This is a genomic window from Staphylococcus sp. 2S1 (assembly GCF_046721335.1).
In the GTDB taxonomy this organism is placed as follows: Bacteria; Bacillota; Bacilli; order Staphylococcales; family Staphylococcaceae; genus Staphylococcus; species Staphylococcus equorum_A.
On the sequence record NZ_JBEUUJ010000003.1, the window covers coordinates 857803 to 882209 of the forward strand.

Sequence of the window (24407 nt, forward strand, 5' to 3'; positions counted from 1 at the left end):
TCGAATTTAATTATGAGTAGATTAAAATATTTTTATTGAAATAAAGTCTTCTCGTATCGACATTTTCTCCGACTTTGTTGGCGGTTTTTTATGTGTATTTTCTACTTGTACCGCCTCAGCTTGTAGTCTTCAACTAGTAATTCTCCTGCAAGAGTCGGTCAGACTAATGATACTTCTTTATAAAAAAATGCCTTATTCGTTTAAACAATTTTGGGTTTAATAAAACAATTGAATATAATTTTAATTAAAAGTATTTATAATATTTATAAAAATGGTATTCTAAAGTAAAGAGGAGGCTATTATGAAAATTATAAAATACATATCATTAATAACATTAGCGTTGTTATTAGTCGCTTGTAGCAATGGAGAATCCGAAAACAAAAGTTCTGATCAAGAAGCGAAAGCAACAGAAATTCCCAAAAAGGTCTTTTCAAGTCAAAAAAGTGACGAAAAGATTAGTGAAGATGAAATGGGTTCAAGTATCAAAAAGTATTTAGACACATTTGATGCATTAGATGAAAATACTTCGGAAATTAGAGATAAAGATGAATTAAATGAAAAAGACCAGGATAAATTAAATAAACTTACTAAGCTTACAAATAAAAATGATAAAAATTTTAAACAGTTTATAGAAAATAACCAGCTACCGAAGCAATACGAAAAAGGAAGTTTAAAAGTAAGTAATTATGTAACTTCAGTAAATGAATTAATGAATCAAATCAACGATAAAGTAGATGCAACAACGGACGATGCTAATACGGACCAAACAAAATTAAAAAATGTAGGCGAAATAAAAGAGATAAATGCTCAATATAAAAAGCAAGTTAATGGTAAGAAACAAAAAGAAGTAGAACAATTTCTGAACAAGCATGATATCCAAACAAACGCTTTTGAATAAAAAGGATTGAGTTAGATTGACACAACGAAGAACAAAATATAAAGCAATTACCATTGCATTGAATTTTGTCTGTATAGAGGTGATATTGTGAAGTGGTTTTTATTTTTAATTCAAACAATTTTGACAATTTTATTAGCTGTTTTTGCATATCAGCAAATGAATCAAAATCACTTAGACACTTGGTTTTCTTTTTATCTGTTGTTTTTTATTCTCTTTTTATTTTGGAATAATCGTGATAAAAAACGTTGAATATATAATTTAGATAAGATTTGTAATAGCTAAGTGTTCTGATGTTAACGTTCATACTCCAATATCGTTTTATATTCAGAAAAGAAAAGGAAGTTTTAAGTGTGAAAAAGAGAGTTGTGAGCGGTCTGAAAGATGGCTTTTTCGTATTTATAGGTGTCGTTATCATTGCTATAATTTTAAATGTAACAGGTTTGAATATGGGTCATAATAGAGTTTGGAGTAGTTTAGGTAATTTGGAATTAATTAATATCTTTAAAGATAAAGAATTGAACGGAATGATTGTATTAGGACTTATACTAGGGTTTATTGCTTTTATTTTAGGCTTTTCTTCTTTGGATAAGGTGAAAAAATCTAAAAAATTAAAAGGCGAATAGAGAAATATACAACAGCTGAATATTGTAAAATGAGGAAAAGGAATTCGAATGAAATAATTATGTCATTTTAAAGGAGATATAGTTATGAAAAAGATTTATTAGCTGGATTCCATATATGGCAATTATATCTATTGGAATGTGTTATACATTAGGTTTTCCTTTTGGTATCGGACCTAGCATTGCAATAGGCGCAATGATTGGTATGACTGTTGATTTCGATAAAAAGAGGAAATTAATTTAAGAACTTGGGTGTTCCATTTGAAGCACCATTTGAAGCAGGTGAGAAGCCGATATTACTTATAAATCCATGATAGGCATTGTCATGTATAAATTATATAATTTCATCAAGAAAGAATAAATTAAAATTGTATTTTTTGAATGGTTGATTTAGGAGGAATGAGATTATGATAGTAAAAAACTATAAGTTTGTCCGAGATAATTTTCGAGATATGATTAATAAAGTGAATGAGGATAGGGATACGATCACTATTACAACGAAAGAATATAATGCTGTCTTGATGTCAGAAGATGATTATGAGGCAATCATGGAAACATTATACCTTCAACAGAATCCTGCCAATGCGAAACGACTTGCAAGTGCTATTGAGAATTTAGAACGTGGAAAAGGTAAGATTGTAACCATTAATGAGTTATCAAATGATATCGTGTAGAGATAAAGGGACTATGAAAGGACTTGAAAGAGATGATGCAAGTTTAGTTGTTTCATGTAGGTACCATTATAAATAAAGTACCTTACTTTACAGAATAAGCTACACTTTTCATAAAACACCTCCGTATAAGTTCATTTCCAAATGAATTTATACGGAGGTGTTTTTATTATTTTCTATTGCCTCAGTTAATACGTTTTTGTAACACTCATAAGCTTATGAAAATTTTCGTTTTATGAATTAAGACGCCCTTATATTACATGTTTTGTTCTTTTAAATTAATTAAATTATTTTTAAATAGTAGTTGCTAAAGTAACAAAAAATTATATAATTGATAATGAATATCAATATCAATTATATATGGGGGAACATAGATGAAAAAATTAACAGTACCATTTTTAATAGTATTATTGCTACTGACTGCATGTAGCAATAATGATTATAATGAAAAGACGAAAGATGAAAAAAAGTATACTTTAGACTCTGGTAAAAAGATAAGTATACCCAAAAATCCCCAACGTATAGTTGTTGTAGCTGATACATACGCAGGAGGTATAAAGCAACTAGGCGGACATGTAGTTGGTGTGAACAAAGACATAAAGCAAAGTGATGTATTAAATGAAAAATTCAAAAAGGTTAAAAAAATAAACGCTGAAAATGTAGAAGAAATAGCTGAACTAAAACCAGATCTTATTGTTGCAGATACTGATGACAAAAACTTGAAGAAGTTCCAAAAAATCACAAAAACAATCCCGATGGAATATGGTAAAAGAAATTATTTAGATACTCAGCTTCAATTAGGAAAATTATTAGGAAAAGAAGAAAAAGCAAAGCAATGGGTGAATAATTGGAAGAAACAGACAGCTAAAGATGCTAATGAAATCAAAAAGCACATTGGCACTCATGCCACAGTTTCAATTTTTGATGACTTTAATAAAGAATATTATGCTTTTGGTAAAGATTGGGGTAGAGGAGGAGAAATTTTGTATCAGGCATTTAATTTAAAAATGCCAGAACCTTTAGAAAAGGTAGTGAAAAAAGATGGGTATAAAGCTTTATCATTAGAATCAATGCCTAAATACGCTGGAGATTATATTATTACAATGAGTGAGGGAAAATCCTCTCCAGAATTTGAAAAAACTAATGTTTGGAAGAATATTCCGGCAGTAAAACAAGGTCATGTATTTCACGTTAAAGCTGAAAACTATTGGTATAATGACCCATACTCATTAGAAGAAAATAGAAAAATACTAAAATCCAAATTGCTAAACAACTAAATTTAATCCTTTATAGTTTATTAATTAGAATATTTGAGATAAACAATCTTGTATCCTTTCATAATGCAAAATGATTTTAGACACATCTCTGTTATTATAAAGTTTCTAACTTCAACTACTTTGAATTTGTCTCTCCAATTGGTTGGCATCTGTTGTCGCTAAATTAAAAAATATTTTTGAGGGTATTATATAAATAATAGGTATCTAAATACTTGCCACTAGGAGGTTAGTGTATATGTTTAAAAATATATTATTACCCTATGATTTTGAAAATGATTTTAGTGCAATTCCTGACCATTTAGCAAAAATGGTTGATACAGATTCAATTGTTACAGTTTATCATGTGGTTGAAGAAGCTAATTTTGCAACTAATTTAGAAAATTATATTGAACATAAGAGTGATATTATTAGAGAAACAGAAAGCGATCTTGCTCCATTTTTACATGAATTAGATGAAAAAAAGGTTCAATACAAAGTAGATATTGATTTTGGACCTGTTAATGATACAATCTTAGACAAAATTACTTCTGGCGATACAGATAAAGGTGAATACGATTTAGTAATTATGAGTAATCATAGAGTGAGTTTGAATATTAAACACGTTTTAGGAGATGTTACGCATAAGATTGCTAAAAGGAGTTCTGTCCCAGTATTAATTGTTAAATAAAGATAAAAAGTATAGAAATTCTATTGAACTAACCATCATGTCTAATATTTTTAATATATACTGACCTGAAAAGTACTACAATCTTATAATGATATATTCCCTTCAAGGTGTCCGCTGAAAAAGTGTGGATTTTGAAGGGATTTTTAATTCACTCATATCTGCCCGCCATTATCCCGTTTGTTTATTAATTTACTATGTAAAATAAAAAATTTTTGCATAATTTTCAATAATGATGGTATATTACATGTAAGGGCTTACATTTATATAAAGGGGAGAGATTATTCAAGGGGAAAATGATAGATAAAATAGCCGGATTAAACAAAGATAGGAGTCGCAAGTATGAAAATTATTCCGTTTTCAGATTTGAAAGACATCATTAATGAAGGTGATGTGATAGCCCTAGCGAGCATTATCAACGGCTAACTTACCAGCTGAGATTCTCAAAACATTAGTCGATCAATATGATGAGCATCAAACACCTAAAGCCTTCACCTTTATGTTGGCAAACGATATTAGTGATTATCGTGGTGACAGTTATGATTTAGATTCTTTTGTATCAAGGGGTATGATCAAACGATTAATCACAAGTATTATTACTGGTTCACCTAAGACAATCAATGCAATGCGCAATAATGATATTGAAGCCTATTACGTGCCTCAAGGTGTAATTACGACACATTATCGTAGTCAAACACCTGCTTCACCAGGGACAATTACTAAGATTGGGCTGAATACTAATGTCGATCCTAGATATTCTGGTGGCAAAGTAAATACACGTACGACAGAGGATTTAGTATCTTTAATTGAAATCAACGGAGAAACATATTTAAATTATGATTTTCCAGAAATTGATGTCGCATTGTTACGAGGTACATATGCCGATACAGAAGGTAATATTTATATGACGCATGAAGCACACCTTGGAGAGGGTTACAGTGTTGCAGCAGCTACACATAAGAATAAAGGTAAAGTGATTGTGCAAGTGAAAGTAGTCATCCAAAGTGGGCGTTTCAATCCGAGTGATGTATTTATTCCGGGTAAACTTGTAGATTATGTTGTAGTTAATAGTAACCCAAAATATCATAGACAGGTTGTCCAAACACAATATGACCCAGCACTTTCAGGACATTATCAGATTACTGAGATGCGAGAGCCATATATAGCATTAGGTAGCCGTAAAGTGATTTTGAGACGTGCAGCTCAATTTTTACTTGAGGGAGACGTAATCAGTATTGGTTTTGGCATTAATAATGAATTGTCGAATGTTTTAGAAGAGGAGCAAGCCAATCATTTAGTTCAAACGAATATAGATACAGGCGTTTTTGGTGGATTGATTAGTAGTGGTAATTACTTTGGTATGAACTATAATCTCAGTGCACGTATCAGACATGAGTTAACATGGGATTTTATCTATAACGGTGGTATAGATGTTGCATTTCTAAGCTTTGCTGAAGTTGACCAATATGGCAATGTTAATGTGTCTAAGTTTGGAGACAAAATGAATGGTTGTGGCGGTTTTATTGATATTAGCCAATCAGTTAAAAAAATTGTTTTTTCAGCTTCAATGGTTGTTGGGGGTCAACTAAATTTCGCTAATGGTGAAGCTCAAGTGGAAACCCAAGGTAAGTCACCTAAATTTGTAAAACAAGTGGGCAACATAGATTTTAATGTTGAAAATGCACAAAAATTAGCACAGGAAGTTTATTTTGTTACCGAACGCGCAGTATTTGAACTAACGGACAAAGGTATTAAATTAATTGAAATTGCACCTGGCTTAGATTTAGAACGAGATATTTTAGCAAATATGGAGTTTCAACCAATCATTTCTGAAGAGATTAAGGTAATACAGAGTGATATTTATCAAAACACATGGGGAGGTCTGTCTCAGGTAATTAAGTCGGAAGATCGTATTTAAATTAAGGGGGAGAAAAATATGAATTACGACTGGATTAAAACGAGAGCAGTATTTGATGAGGAAAAGCCAGCAGTTATCGATCCATTTAAAGGTACTGAATGGACTTATCAAGATTTAAATAAACGTGCAGAGAATTTAGCAAACCATTTACAAGATCAAGGTATAGAACGTGGGGACGTCGTTGGTATTTTTTCACCAAACGATGTAGCTATTCTAGATTTACTATTCGCTACATTCAAGATAGGTGCAGTATATTTACCGATGAATTGGCGTTTAAAACCACAGGAAATTGAAAGTGTGATCCAAGATTCTGATGTGAAATTAATTTTTTATTCACAAAAGCATTTATCAAGTTTAGAAGGCATTGCAGACGGACTCATTCATATGGATGTTGATTCCGAGCAATATGATGATATGGTGAATCCTAACAATCACCGTCCATTCAAAACGGTAAATGTAGAAAAAGATGATTTAGCGACGTTAATGTACACGAGTGGTACCACAGGATTACCTAAGGGCGTTATGTTTACGTATGAAACTTTCGTCAGTAATCCAATAAACACGGCACTCACTTATAAAATAAATTCTACGTATAAGACCATTGTTTCAACACCCATGTTTCATGTATTAGGTTTTAATGATTTGACGTTACCATTGTTAATGGCGGGCGGCACATTGATTATACAACGTTACTTCAATGGTGAAGCATTGAATGATCTCATGGCACATTACAAGCCTGATTATTTAATACAGATACCAACGATGTACTATGCAATGTTAGTTGCAGAGAATTTTGACCTTAAAAACTTCGATAACATTGAATTCTTACTTCAAGGTGGGTCAGCACCGCTACCAGCTGTGCAAAAGAAATTTAACAGCATGGGCTTATCTATCATTAATGGTTACGGTTTAACGGAAGCACCACTTACAATGGTTAACACGCCAGAAAATGGTGCTGAAAAACCTGGTAGTATTGGACAACCCGTCATGTTCGTAGATTACCGTATTTTAAATGATGAATTTGAAGATATACAAACTGGAGAAATTGGTGAATTAGCTGTAAGAGGTAATAATGTCACACCGGGTTATTGGAAGAAGCCTGAAGAAACAGCGAAAAACTTCAAAGATGGATATTTCTTAACAGGAGATTTAGCAAAAATAGATGAAGACGGTGATATCTATATTGTTGATAGACGTAAAGAAATGATTATCACTGGTGGTGAAAATGTGTTGCCTTCAGAAGTAGAAGCGGTCTTAGCAACACATCCTTTAGTAGCACAAGGTGTGGTAGTGAGCTATGAAAGTCCCAAATATGGAGAATCTGTCTCAGCGGCAGTGGTATTGACTGAAGATGATCCAGACTTTGAACAAAAACTGGACGCGCACATGAGAGAAAACATAGCTGGATATAAAATTCCGAGAATGTATTTAAAATTAACAAATATTCCGCTGAACTCAACTTCAAAACCAGATAAGTTAGAGTTACAGAAGAAGATGAATAGTAAAGCTGACAAAGCACGTCAACAAGATGATGAATTAGCCTAAATAACTTATGCTTTTATAAATATTTTAAAATAGTAACTATAAAATTTTTTGACAATCTTTGTAAGCGTTAACATTAAAGTGGAGGTTTTAATTATGCCAACAAAAGAAGAAGTAATCAAAGCATTATATCCAGAGGATATTTTAAGTATTGCGAAAGATTTAACTGAAGGAGAAGTTAAATTATTAAAACAGCTTAATGATATGTTAGAAGAAAAGTACCGCGACTCTATTAATGAGCATTGGATAAACGCGACACAGCCCGAAGACTACTTTGATGAATTAGGAAAGTTAGATTATTTCAACAATCCATTATTATATGAAGGACGTGAAGGTGAACATACGCCAAGTCAGATGTTCCAATTCTTCATGTCATATACAATAGCTAAATTTGATGTATCTTTAGCGACACTGCTAGGTGTACATCAAGGCTTAGGTCATAATTCGTTTTGGTTTGGTGGTAGTAAGGAGCAACAAGCTTATTATTTACCAAAATTACAGTCACACGAATTACGTACGTGTTTTGCTTTAACAGAACCAGAACATGGCTCTGATGTCGCGGGTGGTTTAGAAACAACTGCTAAAAGAGAAGGCGATGAGTGGATTATTAATGGTACGAAAAAATGGATCGGTGGAGCGAATGTCGCTGATGTGATACCACTGTATGCAGTGGACGTGGATACTGGAAAACCTAAAGGGTTTATTATCGAACCAGACCAAGAAGGCGTGGAAATCGATCTTATTGAAAATAAAATCGCATTGCGTATCATACCGAATGCTAATATTCGTTTGAAAAATGTGGTCGTTAAAGAAGAACAAAGGCTGCAAAATATTAATAGCTTTAAAGATATTGCGAAAGTATTATATTCTACTCGTGCGGGCGTGGCGTATATGGCAACAGGAGCGATGGCGGGTGCATTAAAAGCTACGACAGACTACGTAACGCAACGTAAACAGTTTGGTAAAGAAATTAGTAAGTTCCAATTAATTCAAGAGAAATTAGCCATGATGCAAGGCAATCTTGCGCAAGCAATGGCGACATGTGCGCAACTTGCACGCATGCAAGCGAAAGGTGAATATGATGAAGTGGCAACTTCAACAGCTAAGATGATGAATGCATTAAGATTAAGAGAAACAGTAGCAATGGGCCGTGGCGTACATGGTGGTAACGGTATTTTAGCTGGAGAGTATGACATTGCAAGATTCTTTGCAGATGCTGAAGCGGTTTACACATATGAAGGTACACATGAAGTCAATGCGCTCGTAATTGGCAGAGCAATCACAGGAGACTCAGCATTTATTTAATATAAAGCATGAACGATTGAAACTATAGAAAAAACAATTTGGAGGTTTTAGTATGACGATTAGAAAAGCAACTGTGTTAGGTGCGGGTACGATGGGTAGTCAAATCGCCGCGCTCCTTGTCAACGCAGGTTTAAAAGTAAAATTATTAGACATTGTGATTGATGAGCATGAACCTAATAAAATTTCCAAAAAAGCATATGAAATCATAACAAATCCAAAGCGCCCACAGCTATTTGATTTAGCCTTTGCCTCAAATTTATCTTATGGCAACTTTAATGAAGATTTGGTTGAGCAAGATGATGCGGACATTTATATTGAAGCAGTAAAAGAAGAAGTAGATATTAAGCATCAAGTTTGGGATAAAGTAAAAAAAGTAGCAAAAGCTGACGCTATATTTGCAACGAATACATCAGGAATTCCAATTGAATCGATTGCAGATGTATTTGAAGAAAAAGATAAAGCACGATTTTTCGGAATGCATTTCTTTAATCCACCACGCATTATGAAGTTAGTCGAAGTGATTCCAAATGAAAAAACGTCTGAAGCAGTAGTGGAATGCGTACAAGCATTTGCAGAAGACGTATTAGGTAAAGGTGTCATCGTTGCAAATGATGTCCCAGGGTTTGTGGCAAACCGCGTTGGTACACAAACGATGAATGACATTATGTACAGAGCAGAAAACCAAGACTTTTCTATTACAGAAGTGGATGCTTTGACTGGGCGTAGTATTGGACGACCAAAAATGGGAACGTATGGTTTATCAGATTTAGTTGGTCTTGATATTGCTATGACAGTAATTAAAGGCATGCAAAACGTACCAGATGAACAACCATTTTTCCACGATGTAAAACTTTCGGAAAAATTAGCGAGCAAAAGGTGCATTAGGTAATAAAACGAAACAAGGGTTTTATAAAAAAGTAGATAAAAAACGTTTCGTCTTTGATTCAGAACAAAATGATTATGTGCCACCGCAACCACCACAATTAGAGATTTTAGGTAAGTTTAGTAAAGACTTGGCTTCTAACTTAGACGTTATCTTTAATGCACAAGATGATGCCGGCGTATTTTTATGGGAAACATTGAGAAATAACTTCTATTATTCAGCGATTAATGTACCTAAAGCGGCAACAGATTTTAAAGATATTGATCGCGCCTTAGTATGGGGCTTTAACTGGAAACAAGGGCCATTCCAATTGTGGGACTTAATGGGCTTTGAACGTGTGAAGTCACGCATGAAAGAAGAATTAGGATCACTTCCAGATTGGATAGAGCAACGCAATGAAGCATTCTATAGTGAAGGTGAATCGATTGAACGTGTTACACCAGTAGCAGAGTATATTGACCAAGAGATTTGGGAAAGAGCAGATTCTAACTTATCAGTAGCGCATAAAGATCAATTACTATTAAAATTACAAAGTAAAAACAATGTGATTACTGGCGGATTCCTTGATGATTTATTAGAATCTATTAACAAATTAGAAGATGAAGACTACAGTAGCATGGTCATCTATGCAGGCGGCAACAACTTTAGTGTCGGTGCGAATTTGTATCAAATGAAAAAAGCACACGAAGAAAATAAAGTTGTCTCTGAAGTAGGTGACATGGTCGGAAAACTACATTATATTTTCACTAGACTGAAACATGCGTTGAAACCAGTTGTTACTGCAGTTCAAGGCAGAGCGTTAGGTGGCGGTTGTGAACTTGTACTTCATTCACCATTTGTGGTTGCCGCAAGTGAATCTTATATTGGTCTTGTCGAGACAGGCGTAGGGTTACTACCAGCTGGTGGTGGACTCGCAGAATTAACGGATAGAGTATTGCGCACAAATCATAAAAATAATGATAAACAAGATTCAATTACTAAAATATTAATGCAAGTTGGTTTTGCAAAAGTCTCAACAAATGCATATGAAGCAGTGAAATATGGTTATTTAAGAGAGACAGATACTGTGATCTTGAATGCTGAAAGACGTGTCGAAGTTGCATTAAATAGAGCACGTTACGAATCAGAAACAAATTACGTACCTACACCAAAATCACAATACATTGCTTTAGGCAAAGACTTTAAGGCATTAGCTGAAGGTCAGTTAGATGCACAACGTATGGGTAACTTTATCAGTGACTACGATTATGAAATTACGTTAAAAGTGGCAGAAGTTTTAGCAGGCGGTGACATTCCTCGTAACACATACGTGAATCAAAGATATTTACAGACGCTTGAAAAAGAAAGATTTTTAGAACTTTTACAAAATAAAAAAACGTATGACAGAATTTCACACATGTTAGAAAAAGGAAAACCACTACGCAATTAATAATTGAGAGTAAAAAGAAAGGGTGAACTTAAATGCGAGATGCATATATTGTAGCTTATGGACGTTCAGCAGCTGGTAAGGCAAAGAATGGAGCGATGGCTCACGAAAGACCAGATGAAGTGGCGGCAAAAGTATTAAAAGGTGTATTAGAAAGAGTTGGAGGTTCATTTGACCCTAGCATGGTAGAAGACGTTATCGTCGGCAATTCGTTCCCAGAAGGTTTGCAAGGACAGAACATTGCAAGAACGATTGCATTACTTGCGGGCATGCCAAACGAAGTACCAGGACAAACGGTCAACCGTTACTGTTCATCAGGACTTCAAACGATTGCGCATGCGACAAACCAGATTAACGCGAATCAAGCAGACATCCTTGTAGCAGGCGGTATTGAATTAATGAGTGCAGTACCAATGGGTGGTAATGAACCAACGAACAATCCGATTCTACAGGACGAAGATTCAGGTGTTTCTTATCCAATGGGACTGACTGCAGAAATGGTAGCAGAAACTTATAATGTATCTAGAGAAGACCAGGATGCATATGCAGTACAGAGTCATCAACGTGCTACAAGAGCACAACAAGAAGGTAAATTTGATGACGAAATTATACCGATTGAAGTGAATAAAGTCACTTATGATCAAAATGGTCCAGTCGTTTCGAAAGAAGTATTTAAAGACGATGAATTAATCAGACCAGATACAAATAAGGAAACTTTAGCTAAATTACCTACAGTGTTTAAGGCTGACGGTACAGTGACCGCAGGCTCCTCGGCCCCCTTGACAGATGGCTCGGGATTTGTCGTGGTCATGTCTGGTGAAAAAGTGAAAGAATTAGGCGTGAAACCAATTGCACGCTTCGTTGGCTTTAAAGCCGTGGGCGTAGATCCTAAATTAATGGGTATTGGTCCAGCTTATGCAATTCCAGAAGCATTGAAATTAGCAAACTTGGATGTTAAAGATATTGATTTAGTTGAGTTAAACGAAGCATTTGCATCTCAAACGTTAGCCTCTATTAGAGAAACAGGTTTAGATATTGAGAAAACGAATGTTAACGGCGGTGCAATTTCGCTAGGGCATCCGCTTGGCGCAACAGGCGCGATGTTAGTAGGAAGATTACTTTCTGAAATGAAGAAACAGCCAGATACGAAATACGGCATGGTTACGATGTGTATTGGCGTTGGCATGGGCGCTGCTGGTATCTTTGAATATGTAAGATAATCGCAGTTTGAATATGTAATAAATAACCCCTTAAGCGTAAGATAAATGCTTAAGGGGTTTTGATATGAATTAAATCATTATTCTGTGCTTAGTTATACTTGATACATACTAATAAACGTCTCGTTGATAACGTTGATTTTTAATTAAATCTCTTAAATAGTCTTCTGCACTATCTTGACTGTAATTACCATGTTTAATCAGTACATTCACTAATGCTTGATGGACACCTGAAGCCATCTCATCTTTATTTCCACATAGATAAATCGTAGCGCCCGCTGTCATCCATTTATAAAATTCAGCACTATTATCTTCAATACGATGTTGGACATAAATTTTAGTTTCAGTATCTCTTGAAAAAGCTAAATCTAATTTACTGAGTACACCGTCACTCAGCCAGCCCTCTAGATCACTCTGATAAAGGAAGTCTGTATCATAATTTTGGTTGCCAAAAATAAGCCATTGTGAGCCTTTAAGATCTAAATGTGCACGTTCTTGTAGATAGGCTCTGTAAGGTGCAATGCCTGTGCCAGCACCAATCATAATGACAGGTGTTGTTTCTTCATAAGGAAATTTGAAGTTTGGATTCTTTTTAAGATAAACAGGTATATGATCACCAGGTTGTATACGTTCAGCAAGTTGAACGGAACAAACGCCTAGACGTTCACGGCGATGTGCTTCATATTTCACGACACGTACTGTGATTTGTACACGATTTGGATTAACGTTGTTACTGCTTGCGATTGAATATTCTCTAGGTGGTAACTTTCTTAATAATTGCGGTAACATTTTTGGTTGAAGTGATACGGGTGAAAAGTCTTTAATCAAATCGATGACATCTCGACCATAAATATAATCTTGAATCCAATCACTATTTTGAACATTTGCATTTAACATTGGGTTACTGAATAATTCAGCGGCACTGCTCATTAATGCAGGTGTTATTTTTGAAATTTCAAAGTGATGTGTCAATGCATCTTTTAATGTTAGTTGCTGTTCATCTTTATCAACATAAACAAGTGTTTCAGCGTCCCGACCTAAAGTATCGATAAAGTGTTCAACAAGGGCAGGATCATTTTCAGGGATCACTACTAAACTATCTCCAGGCTCATATGATTCGTTATAACCCTCAAGAGACAATTCAAGATGTCTGACTTCGCGTGTTGCATTGGCTTCAGTCAGTACATTATTTTGTATCACTTCAGCTTGAAATGGGTTTGATTTGGAATACTGACCATGAGGTTCTTCAATTGTGACTTCGTCGTCTATCACATCATTTGAATCTGTGTTTGGCGAAACGTTGGTCAATAGCTCTAGCATATCTGCGATCCATTGTTCTGCTACTTCTTCAAAATCAAAATCACAATCTACCCTTTCAGCTAATCGATGGCCACCAAGTTTACCAAAGATTTCATCAAAGTCTCTTCCTGCCTGACAAAAATCGGGGTAGCTTTCATCTCCTAATGCGAGTACAGAGAAGTTTAATCCATCTAATTGTGGGGCTTTATCACTGTGCATAAACTCATGGAAATCTATCGCATTGATTGGGGGCTCACCCACGCCTTGTGTAGAGCATATGATAAACAAGTAATCTATATTTGTCAGTTCATCTAGCGGAAAATCATCCATCTCCGACAAATGAACATTTAAATTGTGTTCCTTTAATTTTGCTTCAAATTGCTCGGCAACTTCTTCAGCATTACCTGTTTCAGTGCCAAATAGAATATTTACTTCTAAAGGTTCAGCCGTCGTTGTTGATTCAGGTATTGAATCAGCAGTTGCTCCTGATGACGTCGTATGATCATCTTGTTCTTCAGGATTTACCAAATAACTACCCAACCACTGTTGCTCGGCTTGAAGATAATGTTGGCAGAAGTTGATTTATAAGTTCCAATTGTTCTCTATTAAAAGGGGTATTGTTTTCATTAAGTTGCAAATCATTCACCTCGTTTTTTTATTGTATGAGGTTTGCGTAAACATCATGTCCTTAAATCATAACATCATTGAATTACTTTATTAATTAATTGAAATAGGATTAATGTTTTTGATTCTCTGAAATGATTTGGTTTATTTCATTTACATCTCTTTGCGCTCTCCTACTTTCAATAAACCAAATAATAAAGTAAATCATTGTATATATGAGAATAAATACGATGATGACCGAGATTCGGAGTGGAAACCAACCTGCTAATATGCCTAAAGGAAACATGACTATCAACATGACACTAAAGTGAATCACCGTCTTTTTAAAAATTGAGAGGCGGGTATGTGAAAATATTAGTTCACCAAAACTAAATGTGACACCGATGAATGCCCAAATTAGAACGGATATCAGCATAATCTGTAACTCAGTGAAGTGTTCATAGTAAAATCGTCCCATCGTCGATATTGGAGAAACGGGCATAAATTGCGTATGTGAAAAAATAAAAGAAAATAATAACGAAATCATTGTGCCTATGGAAACGCCTATAGTTGCCCCATGTATTATCCTTTTCATAGTTTTAAAGCCTCCTTTATTATAGATAAGTATCTTCTGGAAGAATATGTGAAGTCATCATTTGAAAAACGAATTTCTATAGTTCCATTTTTATTGAGTTTCAAATGGTCGATATAATCGATATTGATGATTTCTGATTTAGATATTTGTAGGAAGTTTGAACTTAATTGTTTTTTGATGGTATATAGTCTTTCGTTCAGCGTAAATTGTTGATTCGATGTATATATAGTTAGTATTTTATTTTCCATCCTGAAACATATAATATCTCGCTGTTTTATAAAGTGAATTTCATCATTATATTTCCCAGTAAATGTTTTTCGGTTGGATAATTGTTTGATGTATTGCACGATATCCGGCAAATTTTCTGCATTTTCGTTAGCTTGTATGATAACTTCATCTTCTGATAATTCATTGTTGTATTTAACTCTCACCTTCATATGCAACGCCTCCTGTTAAGTTAAGTAAAACAAATATGAGCATTAAATACTATATAGTTTAATTAAGTGGTCAGTATTGCTAACTAAGTGGTGACAAATGCACATTAAGCGGATGAACTTTAAAGGTGCACATATAAATACCCCCAAATCATTTTTGGTAGGCAATGATTTGGGGGTATAATTTATATGTTTTAAAAGGAGATGTTGAGATATCAGAAGGGCTCAATTTCTTAATATCTTTGTACATTATAATAGCTAGGCTTTTAAGTTTGGGGTGCTCGTGTATATCTAATGATATTTTAAAGATTTAGCCATTAGGGTGTAATAGCGAATGCGCGTACAGGAAATCCTGGCGCGTCTTTAGGTTTAGGGCTAATCGTGTAAATAATGGCGCCTCGTGTGGGTAGTTGATCTAAATTCGTCAACAATTCAACTTGAAATGTATCTTGTGCTAGGACGTAACGTTCACCAACAATATCACCATTTTTGGCTACATCTATCGAAGCATCTGTATCAAATGTTTCGTGACCAATGGCTTTGACTTGTCGTTCTTCGAGTAAGTATTTTAAAGCATCGAGGCCCCAACCAGGTAAATGAAGGTCGCCATTGCTGTCTTTATTCTCGAACTGTTCGATGTCTGGCCAACGTTTCGACCAATCACTGCGTAAAGCGACAAATGTACCAGGTTCTATTGTTCCATGCGTTGCTTCCCATTGTTTGATATGTGTGCGAGTTAAGATAAAATCTGCATGCGGCTGCTACTTCTTGTGAAAAATCTAAAACTACAAGTGGTAGAGCGAGTTCTTTTAAATCTAATTCATGTAAATAGCGTGTGTTTTCCACAAAATGAATAGGTGCATCGATATGTGTGCCGTACTGACTTACTATATTCCAATTTTGAACATAAAAGCCATCGTCTGCTACGTTAAACAGGGTAGAAACTTTAGCGCGTTCAAATTCACTGAAACATGGAATGGTTTCATCAAATGTGTGAGTCAAATCGACCCACTTTGATGATTTTAATTGCTCTAATTGTTCCCATAATGGATAACTCATGTGTATCACCACCATTTTTAATCGTTATACTATTGCTGTGTTTGTTGATTTTCGTAACTTATCAACGGCATTTACTAAGACACTTAATGCTTCTTTTACTTCATCTTCTTTACGTGTCTTCAAGCCGCAATCTGGATTGACCCAGAATAGCGAACGGTCAATTTCTTGTAAGGCACGATGGATTGCTTCTGTAACTTCTGATTCAGTCGGAATACGCGGACTATGAATATCATATACCCCTAAACCAATACCTAAATCGTAAGTAATATCTTCGAAGTCTTTAATCAAGTCACCATGGCTACGAGATGTTTCAATAGAAATCACGTCTGCATCTAAGTCGTAGATTGCATGTATGATTTGTCCAAATTGCGAATAGCACATATGCGTATGAATTTGCGTTTCATCAGCCACGGAAGATGTTGCAAGTTTAAACGAATGTACAGATTTGTTTAAATAGTCTTCGTGATATTCTGAACGAAGCGGTAAACCTTCTCTTAAAGCGGGTTCGTCTACTTGAATAATTTGAATGCCTTCATTTTCAAGCGCCAATACTTCTTCATTAATCGCGAGTGCAATTTGATTTTGTACTTCTTCACGCGGTAAGTCTACGCGTTCAAATGACCAGTTCAGAATTGTGACAGGTCCAGTGAGCATACCTTTTACAGGCTTGTCTGTTAAACTTTGTGCATATAGCGTTTCTTTCACTGTAAGTGGTTCAGCCCATTTCACATCGCCATAAATGATAGGTGGTTTCACCGCACGTGATCCGTATGATTGTACCCATCCGAATTTAGTTACTAAGAAACCTTGTAGTTTTTCACCAAAGAATTCAACCATATCATTACGTTCAAATTCACCATGGACTAAGACGTCTAAACCAATATCTTCTTGAATTTTAATCCAACGTGAAATCTCATTTTTTAAGAATGATTGGTAATCTTCATCTGAGATGCGGTCATTTTTCCAATCTGCACGGTATTTACGTACTTCTTGAGATTGTGGAAATGAACCGATTGTTGTCGTTGGTAAATCTGGTAAATTAAGACGTTTGTCTTGTGCTTGTTTACGTACTTTAAAAGCAGATTGTCTTGAAGTGCGCACGCTATCAAAATCATATTCAAGATTTTTAAATGATTGGTTTTGGAAACGATTATAGCGTGCTTTTAATTCATCATATTTTTCAGCATCATTGTCATTAAATAGGCGTCTCAAAGCATCTAATTCGTCTAATTTTTCAGTAGCGAAGCTTAAACCCTCGGCAATTGAATCTTCAAGTGTTTCATCATCTAATGATACAGGAACGTGTAATAGCGACGCTGATGGTTGAATAACAAGGTCATTTGTGTAATTTTGTAAAGTGTCGATGAGTTCTTTTTTAGCTTCAATGTCGGCAGCCCAAACATTACGGCCATCGATAATACCTGCATAAAGTGTTTTGTTTTTATCAAAATCGCCAGCTTTAATTTGTTCAAGGTTAAAGTTATGGTCATGAACGAAATCTAGGCCGAGCCCTTTAACTGGTAGGCTGTTTAAAAACTTTAAATTAACGCGTTCGAAATAAGTTTGTATCACGATATGATTTTCTAAACCGAGCATCAGCGAAATACGCATATGCTTGCTTGTGTAATACTTTCATAATCTGCACTATCATCTGTCACTAATGCAGGTTCGTCGATTTGAATATATTCAGCCCCAAGCATCTTTTAATGATTGTAGAACTTCTTTATATAAAGGTAGTAGTGTGTTTACTTTTTCTTCGAAAGATTGGTCGCCGCCTTTAGATAATTTAACAAATGTAATTGGACCTACAATGACTGGATGTGCATTTACGTTTAAAGATTTTGCATAGTTAAAGCGTTCTAATAATACATTGTGATTAAGTTTCGGTTCTGCATGATCCCATTCTGGAACGATATAGTGATAGTTTGTGTTGAACCATTTGATTAGGGCACTTGCAACATGTTCTTTATTACCTCTAGCAATATCGAATAATAAATCATCATCTATGTCTCTACCTTGGAAACGTTCAGGAATAATATTGAAGAGTAAAGACGTATCAAGAATATGATCATAAAGTGAAAAATCACCGACAGGAATACTTGATAAATTGTAATTTTTTTGTAGTAATAAATTTTCTTTATGCAAATCTGTTAATTGCTGGTGTAATGTATCTAAATCTAATTTTTTAGACCAGTAACCTTCGATTGCTTTTTTCCACTCTCTTTTTCTACCTAATCTTGGAAAACCTAAGTTTGATGTTTTAATAGTCATAATATTGCCTCCTGTTTAGTTGAAGTAATTGATTTTGAATAAGTCGCAAGTTCTAATGTGTAATCTACTTTTTGGAATGGTGTAATTAAATACAAGCCATTAAAATATTCATGTACTGTGTCAATCAGTTCTTTGGATAGTTTCAAGCTTAATTCTTTTGTTTTTGTTTTATCATCTTTAACGGCTTCAAATTGTTCTAACACTTCTTCTGATAATTTAATGCCAGGCACTTCGTTGTGTAAAAATATTGCGTTATTATAACTTGTCACTGGCATAACCCCGATAAAGAAGGGAACATCTAAATGTTTGGTTGCTTCATAGACTTCTTTAATTTTTTCAGTGCTATAAACTGGTTGTGTAATAAAGTAGTGCGTACCGCTTTCTAATTTTTTCTCTAAGCGTTTTACTGCACCGTCTAATTTTCTTACATTTGGATCAAAGGCACCTGCGATGTTGAAGTTTGTCTTTGTCTTCAGCGCATCACCATCTGTGTTGATACCTTGGTTGAAACGTAATGCAATTTCGGTTAAACCTTTGGAGTTTACATCGTATACGTTCGTGGCACCTGGTAAGTTGCCTATCTTAGAGGGGTCACCTGTAATAGTTAATATTTCATTGATGTCTAGTAGTGATAGCCCTAATAAGTGTGATTGCAATCCGATAAGGTTGCGGTCGCGACAAGTGATGTGCACTAATGGTTCGATATCGTATTGTTGTTTAATAATGCTTGCCGCAGCGACATTACTAATTCTTACGGTTGCTAAAGAATTGTCTGCTAATGTGACCGCATCGATATGGGCATCATCAAGTTTTTTGATATTTCTGAAAAATGTGTCTGTGTCTAAGTGCTTCGGTGTATCTAATTCAACTATAATCGTCGGTCGTTGCTTTACCTTTGATGTTAGGCTCTGAGATTGTGTTTTTTTAGATGAAGTACTTGTATATTTTGTGATTGGTATGACATTTTTATCTGTTACGGGTTTTAAATTAGCTATGGATGATTTAATGAATTGAATATGCTCAGGTGTTGTACCACAACAACCACCAATGACGCGAACACCTTCGTTAATAAGTTTCTGTGCTACATTGCCAAAATACTCGGCGTTATCGCTGTATTTGAATTGGCTATTTTCGATATCAAGCAAACTTGCGTTCGGATAGCACGATAAGTATGCGCCTTCTGGTAACTCAATATGTGAGAATGACTGTTGCATATGGTGGGGGCCATGATGACAATTCAACCCCACAATATCAGCGCCACTTGTCGCTACTTGTTGTAACGCGGTATTAATCTTTGTACCATCTCTTAAATAATTTGTATTCAAAGCAGTGAGTTGCGCAATAATCGGTATATCGTGTTTACGTTTTGTCGCTTTTATAATATTTGTAAGTTCTTCTAAGTCGTAATAAGTTTCAAAGAGTAAACCATCTACGCCAGATTCTACTAAAGTATCCACTTGAATTTCTGTGTGATATTGAATCGCAGATAGACCTAAATCTTCTTGTTTAACGCCTCTAAATCCTCCAACAGTACCTAATATGAATGTGTCATCTTTTGCGGCTTCTTTTGCGATTTTTACAGCAGATTGATGAATTTCTTTCACTTTATGTTCTAAGCCAAAGTCTTTTAACTTTTCAAAATTTGCGCCATACGTATTGGTCTGTATAATATCAGCGCCAGCTTCAATATAAGAACGATGGATATGTGCTACTTTCTCAGGATGTGTTAAGTTGTAAGCTTCGGGACAAGTATCTAGGCCTTCAGAGTAAAGAATTGTGCCGATAGCGCCGTCAGCTACTAATATGTTGTTCTTCAGTTTGTCGATGAGTTGACTCATTGAAAGCCTCCTTAATTGCGTAATTTAAATCTGAAATTAATTCATCTGCAGATTCTAAACCAACACTTAATCTAAATAATCCAAATGTAATGTTACGTTCTTCGCGTACTTCTTTAGGTACTGTTGCGTGTGACATTGTAGCTGGGTGCGAAAGGATTGTTTCTACGCCACCTAAACTTACAGATACGAGTGGTAATGATAATGCGTCTACAAATGCTTGTGCTTTGGTTTCGTCTTTCAATCTAAATCCTAATACTGCACCGCCATGACGTGCTTGTGATAAATGTAAGTCGTCATTTCCCGGGTAATATACTTCAGCAATTTCATCGCGCTGAGCTAAGAATTCATAAAGTTGTTGCGCATTTTCCACAGATTGATTGAATCTCACTGGCAACGTTTTTAAATGTTTGGCTAAAGTCCAGCTATCGTGGGCGGATAATGCTGTGCCTGTGCCATTTTGTAATAAATAAAGTGCATCTGCTACGTTTTGATTATTGGTAATCGCTACACCGGCAATAATGTCGCTATGACCACTTAAGAACTTCGTTGCACTATGAACAACGATATCTGCACCAAGTGCTAATGGTGATTGACCAAGTGGTGTCATAAATGTGTTATCCACTGCGAGTAAGAGTTGATGTTGCTTGGCGATGTGCGCTACACCTTTAATATCTGTAATTTTGAATAATGGATTAGATGGTGTTTCCACATAAATTAGTTTTGTGTTGTCTTGTATCGCATCTTCTATCTCATTTAAGTTTGTCGTATCTACTGTTGAAAATTGAATGTTAAAACGTGTTAATATCTGTTCAGTTAGTCTGAATGTGCCACCATAAACATCATCAGGTAGGACAACGTGATCACCAGCATTTAACGTAAGCAATACTGCTGAAATTGCGGCGATACCTGAAGCATAAGCAAATGCATGACTACCACCTTCTAGTTTGGCTAATTTTTCTTCTAATAATGCTCTATTAGGATTACCACTTCGTGCGTAGTCGTATTTTGCATTACCACCTAACACTTTTTGATGAAACGTAGAAGAATCATATAAAGGAGGGTTCGCCGAATCATAATCAGTACCTCTATGTGCATCGAATATTACTTCTGTCTCTTTTGATAAACTCATGAAATCACTCCTTGGTTAGATTTTTGTAATGCTTGTATGATATCTTTCTCAATATCTTCATAATTTTCAATTCCGATAGATAGTCTAAGTAAATGTTCATCAATGCCGCGTTTGTCTTTTTCCTCATCTGGCATATCTACATGGGTTTGGGTATATGGAAATGTTATGAATGTTTCAGTACCGCCGAGACTTTCGGCGAATAAACAAACTTTTAAATGTTCTAAGAATTTATCAGCTTTATAAGCTTTGTTTAAACGTAAGCTCAACATGCCAGTGCGTCCGCTATAAAGTACTTTATCAATTGCGTCTAAGTTACTACATCGTTCTGCGAGTAGTTTAGCGTTATATTCTGAACGATCCATTCTGATGTGTAGTGTTTTTAAACCACGTTGTAGTAAATAACTATCGAAAGGTGATAGTGTAGCACCAATCATATTGTGTAACTGTGCTAATTGTTCTGCTAGCGCATCGTCATTCACTGTAACAACACCAGCAAGTACATCGTTATGACCACCTATATATTTTGTAGCAGAATGTAAGACGATGTCTGCACCATCCTCGAGTGGCGTTGAAAGATAAGGTGTTAAAAATGTATTATCTATAATTGTTAGTAAATTGAATTTTTTACTTAAGATATAGTACGGATCAATATCAACATCTATCATTTGTGGATTAGAAATTGGTTCTATAAATAGTGCTTTTGTATTTTCAGTAATACTTTGTTCTACTTCTTCATAATTAAGGAAGTCTACATATTTGAAATGAATACCATACTGTTGCTCGTAAAAATCAAAAAGTCTAAATGTGCCACCATATAAATCGAAAGATACTAATATTTCGTCACCAGTTTTGAATAAGTTACAAATAAGTTGAATGGCTGACATACCACTTGAAGTTGCAAATGAAGCAGTACCTCGTTCTAGTTTTGCAAAAGCTTCCTCAAATGCTGAACGAGTTGGATTTTTCGTTCTTGTATAGTCGTAACCAGTTGATTCGCCTAAGTGAGGGTGTTGGTATGCTGTTGATAAATATATTGGATTTGCAACTGCGCCTGTATGATCTTGTGACAAAGCAATTTGTGCCAGTTCAGTATTTTTCATAATAGATAACCTCCTTTTAAAAATAAAAAAAGCTTCCGTCCTTTACACCCGAATAATCGGATATAAAGGACGAAAGCTTAGCTCGCGGTACCACCTTTGTTTGTTACTCTATCACTAAAGTAACCTTATCCAGTACGCCAAATTGTTGAATAGGCAACAGAGACTGAATAGTGACATCGTATCTTCGTTGAAATTAAAAAACTCATCTTATATGAATAAAATGAGTATTAACGAAATATACGACGCGTGGATTTAATCCAGTACGCCATTTAACAAAATGTTAATACTGTATCGCTATAACGGGCGATCCCGTTGACACCTCATATTGGTATCAACACTCAAAGGCCATTTTCAAACTTTCTTTCCGTGTCTTCTTTCAGCGAACAAAGACTCTCTGTGTCGGCAGTGTAAGTTTTACTTTCCCTATTACTGTGTTTCGTATGTGCAATTCGTATTTGATATACCTTAGATTACACACCAAAATACTTTTTGTCAACAACTTATCTGAAAATTTAGATTAAACAAATTATTTTCCATGTATATTTACTGTCATGAGAGTGATGATATACTGTGAATATATTAAATACGTAAAGAGATATTGGAGGAGGAAAGTAGGTGTATGATAATCGAAAATTCAAAAGATCATAGATTACAATTAGAAGAAGATGCTCAAATTCAACAAGTTAAAGTAACGACTATTAAAGCGAACCCTTATCAACCACGTAAAACATTTGATGAGGAACGTTTAAATGACTTAGCAAAATCGATTAAACTTCACGGTATTTTACAACCTATCGTATTAAGAAAGACTATTACGGGTTATCACATTGTAGTAGGTGAACGACGTTACCGAGCGGCAAAAATAGCGGGGTTAACAGAAGTGCCCGCAATTGTTAAAGCACTAACTGATGAAGATATGATGGAACTTGCCATTATTGAGAATTTACAACGCGAAGATCTCAATGTCATTGAAGAAGCAGAAAGCTATCGTCAATTAATGGATGATTTAAAGCTAACCCAACAAGAAGTTGCAGAGCGTTTAAGTAAATCTAGACCTTATATTGCGAACATGCTACGCTTACTACAATTACCTAAAGACGTATCGAATATGATAAGAGAAGGTACACTATCTGGTGCGCATGGACGTACCTTATTAATTGTAAAAGATGTACAAAAAATGCGTCAAATCGCCAAGCAAGTCTCCCGGGAGTCTTGGAGTGTTCGTTATTTAGAGCAATACGTAAATGAGAATTATAATGAAAAAAATACAAAGACGAAAACACAGAAAGCAGCTTCAAAACCTAAGTTTATTCAACAACAAGAAAGACAACTTAAAGAACAATATGGTTCAACCGTTTCTATTTCTACACATAATAAAAAAGGAAACATCACTTTTGAATTTAAATCAGAAGCTGAATTTAAAAGATTAATCCATCAATTAAATGAGAAATATAATAATGATTAACTTACTTCATATGTGAGGAATAAAACACTGTAATTTTAGACTGATTTGCCTAGGACACTGACTCAGCTTGCAGTCTTTGGCTCGTGCTTGGTTCCTCATGCGACTCGTCAACATTTTGATAAATGTTAAATATAGCATCACTAAAAAAGGACATGTTGAATTTTGAGTTCAACATGCCCTTTTTTATATCAAT

At 35.0% G+C, this 24407-nt stretch carries 15 protein-coding genes, 5 pseudogenes and 1 other annotated feature; of the genes and pseudogenes, 12 read left to right on the forward strand and 8 right to left on the reverse strand.

Features of this window, described 5'->3' with window-relative positions; all coding sequences use genetic code 11:
- Positions 1–301 precede the first annotated feature (301 nt).
- The 11 genes and pseudogenes from ABLV90_RS04580 to ABLV90_RS04630 all read left to right on the forward strand — a co-directional run bounded on the left by ABLV90_RS04580 (position 302) and on the right by ABLV90_RS04630 (position 12424).
- Positions 302–898 (forward strand): NDxxF motif lipoprotein, encoded by a 597-nt coding sequence (locus ABLV90_RS04580; protein ID WP_460872256.1) that lies wholly within the window; start codon positions 302–304, stop codon positions 896–898.
- 350 nt (positions 899–1248) lie between these two features.
- A complete protein-coding gene (locus ABLV90_RS04585) occupies positions 1249–1521 on the forward strand; it encodes a hypothetical protein (RefSeq protein ID WP_069826318.1) in 273 nt (90 codons plus the stop codon).
- Positions 1522–1636: 115 nt separating this feature from the next.
- Entirely contained in the window at positions 1637–1762 is a 126-nt protein-coding gene (locus ABLV90_RS04590) for a hypothetical protein (protein WP_427705628.1), read from the forward strand.
- Between the two features lie 163 nt (positions 1763–1925).
- Positions 1926–2192, forward strand: coding sequence for a type II toxin-antitoxin system Phd/YefM family antitoxin (locus tag ABLV90_RS04595; RefSeq protein WP_069826319.1), 267 nt, complete (start codon positions 1926–1928; stop codon positions 2190–2192).
- Positions 2193–2563: 371 nt separating this feature from the next.
- Positions 2564–3466, forward strand: coding sequence for an ABC transporter substrate-binding protein (locus tag ABLV90_RS04600; protein ID WP_427705625.1), 903 nt, complete (start codon positions 2564–2566; stop codon positions 3464–3466).
- 235 nt (positions 3467–3701) lie between these two features.
- Positions 3702–4133, forward strand: coding sequence for a universal stress protein (locus ABLV90_RS04605; RefSeq protein WP_427705622.1), 432 nt, complete (start codon positions 3702–3704; stop codon positions 4131–4133).
- A 339-nt stretch (positions 4134–4472) separates the two neighbouring features.
- Positions 4473–6048, forward strand: a pseudogene (locus ABLV90_RS04610) (CoA-transferase).
- Positions 6049–6066: 18 nt separating this feature from the next.
- Positions 6067–7593, forward strand: coding sequence for a class I adenylate-forming enzyme family protein (locus ABLV90_RS04615; RefSeq protein ID WP_460872257.1), 1527 nt, complete (start codon positions 6067–6069; stop codon positions 7591–7593).
- A 93-nt stretch (positions 7594–7686) separates the two neighbouring features.
- A complete protein-coding gene (locus tag ABLV90_RS04620; RefSeq protein ID WP_069814947.1) occupies positions 7687–8895 on the forward strand; it encodes an acyl-CoA dehydrogenase FadE in 1209 nt (402 codons plus the stop codon).
- A 52-nt stretch (positions 8896–8947) separates the two neighbouring features.
- A pseudogene (locus ABLV90_RS04625) lies at positions 8948–11207 on the forward strand (3-hydroxyacyl-CoA dehydrogenase/enoyl-CoA hydratase family protein).
- Positions 11208–11239: 32 nt separating this feature from the next.
- Complete coding sequence (locus tag ABLV90_RS04630; RefSeq protein WP_460872258.1) at positions 11240–12424, forward strand: thiolase family protein; 1185 nt, start codon at positions 11240–11242, stop codon at positions 12422–12424.
- Between the two features lie 108 nt (positions 12425–12532).
- Here ABLV90_RS04630 and ABLV90_RS04635 read toward each other — a convergent pair.
- The 8 genes and pseudogenes from ABLV90_RS04635 to ABLV90_RS04670 all read right to left on the reverse strand — a co-directional run bounded on the left by ABLV90_RS04635 (position 12533) and on the right by ABLV90_RS04670 (position 22749).
- A pseudogene (locus ABLV90_RS04635) lies at positions 12533–14357 on the reverse strand (assimilatory sulfite reductase (NADPH) flavoprotein subunit).
- 99 nt (positions 14358–14456) lie between these two features.
- Positions 14457–14918 carry a DUF3021 domain-containing protein gene (locus tag ABLV90_RS04640; protein ID WP_069814938.1) on the reverse strand — a complete coding sequence of 154 codons (462 nt, stop codon included), beginning with the start codon at positions 14916–14918 and terminating at the stop codon, positions 14457–14459.
- The gene (locus tag ABLV90_RS04645) at positions 14915–15355 is read right to left on the reverse strand and encodes a LytTR family DNA-binding domain-containing protein (RefSeq protein ID WP_069814937.1); all 441 of its coding nucleotides are present in this window, start codon (positions 15353–15355) and stop codon (positions 14915–14917) included. The genes ABLV90_RS04640 and ABLV90_RS04645 overlap by 4 nt, the downstream gene beginning before the upstream one ends.
- Before the next feature lie 314 nt (positions 15356–15669).
- A pseudogene (locus tag ABLV90_RS04650) lies at positions 15670–16411 on the reverse strand (cyclase family protein).
- A 24-nt stretch (positions 16412–16435) separates the two neighbouring features.
- Positions 16436–18682: pseudogene (gene metE / locus ABLV90_RS04655) on the reverse strand (5-methyltetrahydropteroyltriglutamate--homocysteine S-methyltransferase).
- Positions 18679–20520, reverse strand: coding sequence for a bifunctional homocysteine S-methyltransferase/methylenetetrahydrofolate reductase (locus tag ABLV90_RS04660; RefSeq protein ID WP_460872259.1), 1842 nt, complete (start codon positions 20518–20520; stop codon positions 18679–18681). The pseudogene metE and the gene ABLV90_RS04660 overlap by 4 nt, the downstream one beginning before the upstream one ends.
- A complete protein-coding gene (gene metC, locus ABLV90_RS04665) occupies positions 20474–21649 on the reverse strand; it encodes a cystathionine beta-lyase MetC (protein WP_460872260.1) in 1176 nt (391 codons plus the stop codon). Before metC ends, ABLV90_RS04660 begins: the two co-directional genes overlap by 47 nt.
- Positions 21646–22749 carry a PLP-dependent transferase gene (locus ABLV90_RS04670; RefSeq protein ID WP_069814927.1) on the reverse strand — a complete coding sequence of 368 codons (1104 nt, stop codon included), beginning with the start codon at positions 22747–22749 and terminating at the stop codon, positions 21646–21648. The genes metC and ABLV90_RS04670 overlap by 4 nt, the downstream gene beginning before the upstream one ends.
- 62 nt (positions 22750–22811) lie before the next feature.
- Positions 22812–23188, reverse strand: a binding site (T-box leader).
- Between the two features lie 180 nt (positions 23189–23368).
- On the opposite strand from ABLV90_RS04670, the gene ABLV90_RS04675 reads away from it, so the two are divergent.
- The gene (locus ABLV90_RS04675) at positions 23369–24214 is read left to right on the forward strand and encodes a ParB/RepB/Spo0J family partition protein (protein WP_069814925.1); all 846 of its coding nucleotides are present in this window, start codon (positions 23369–23371) and stop codon (positions 24212–24214) included.
- Positions 24215–24407: the final 193 nt, after the last annotated feature.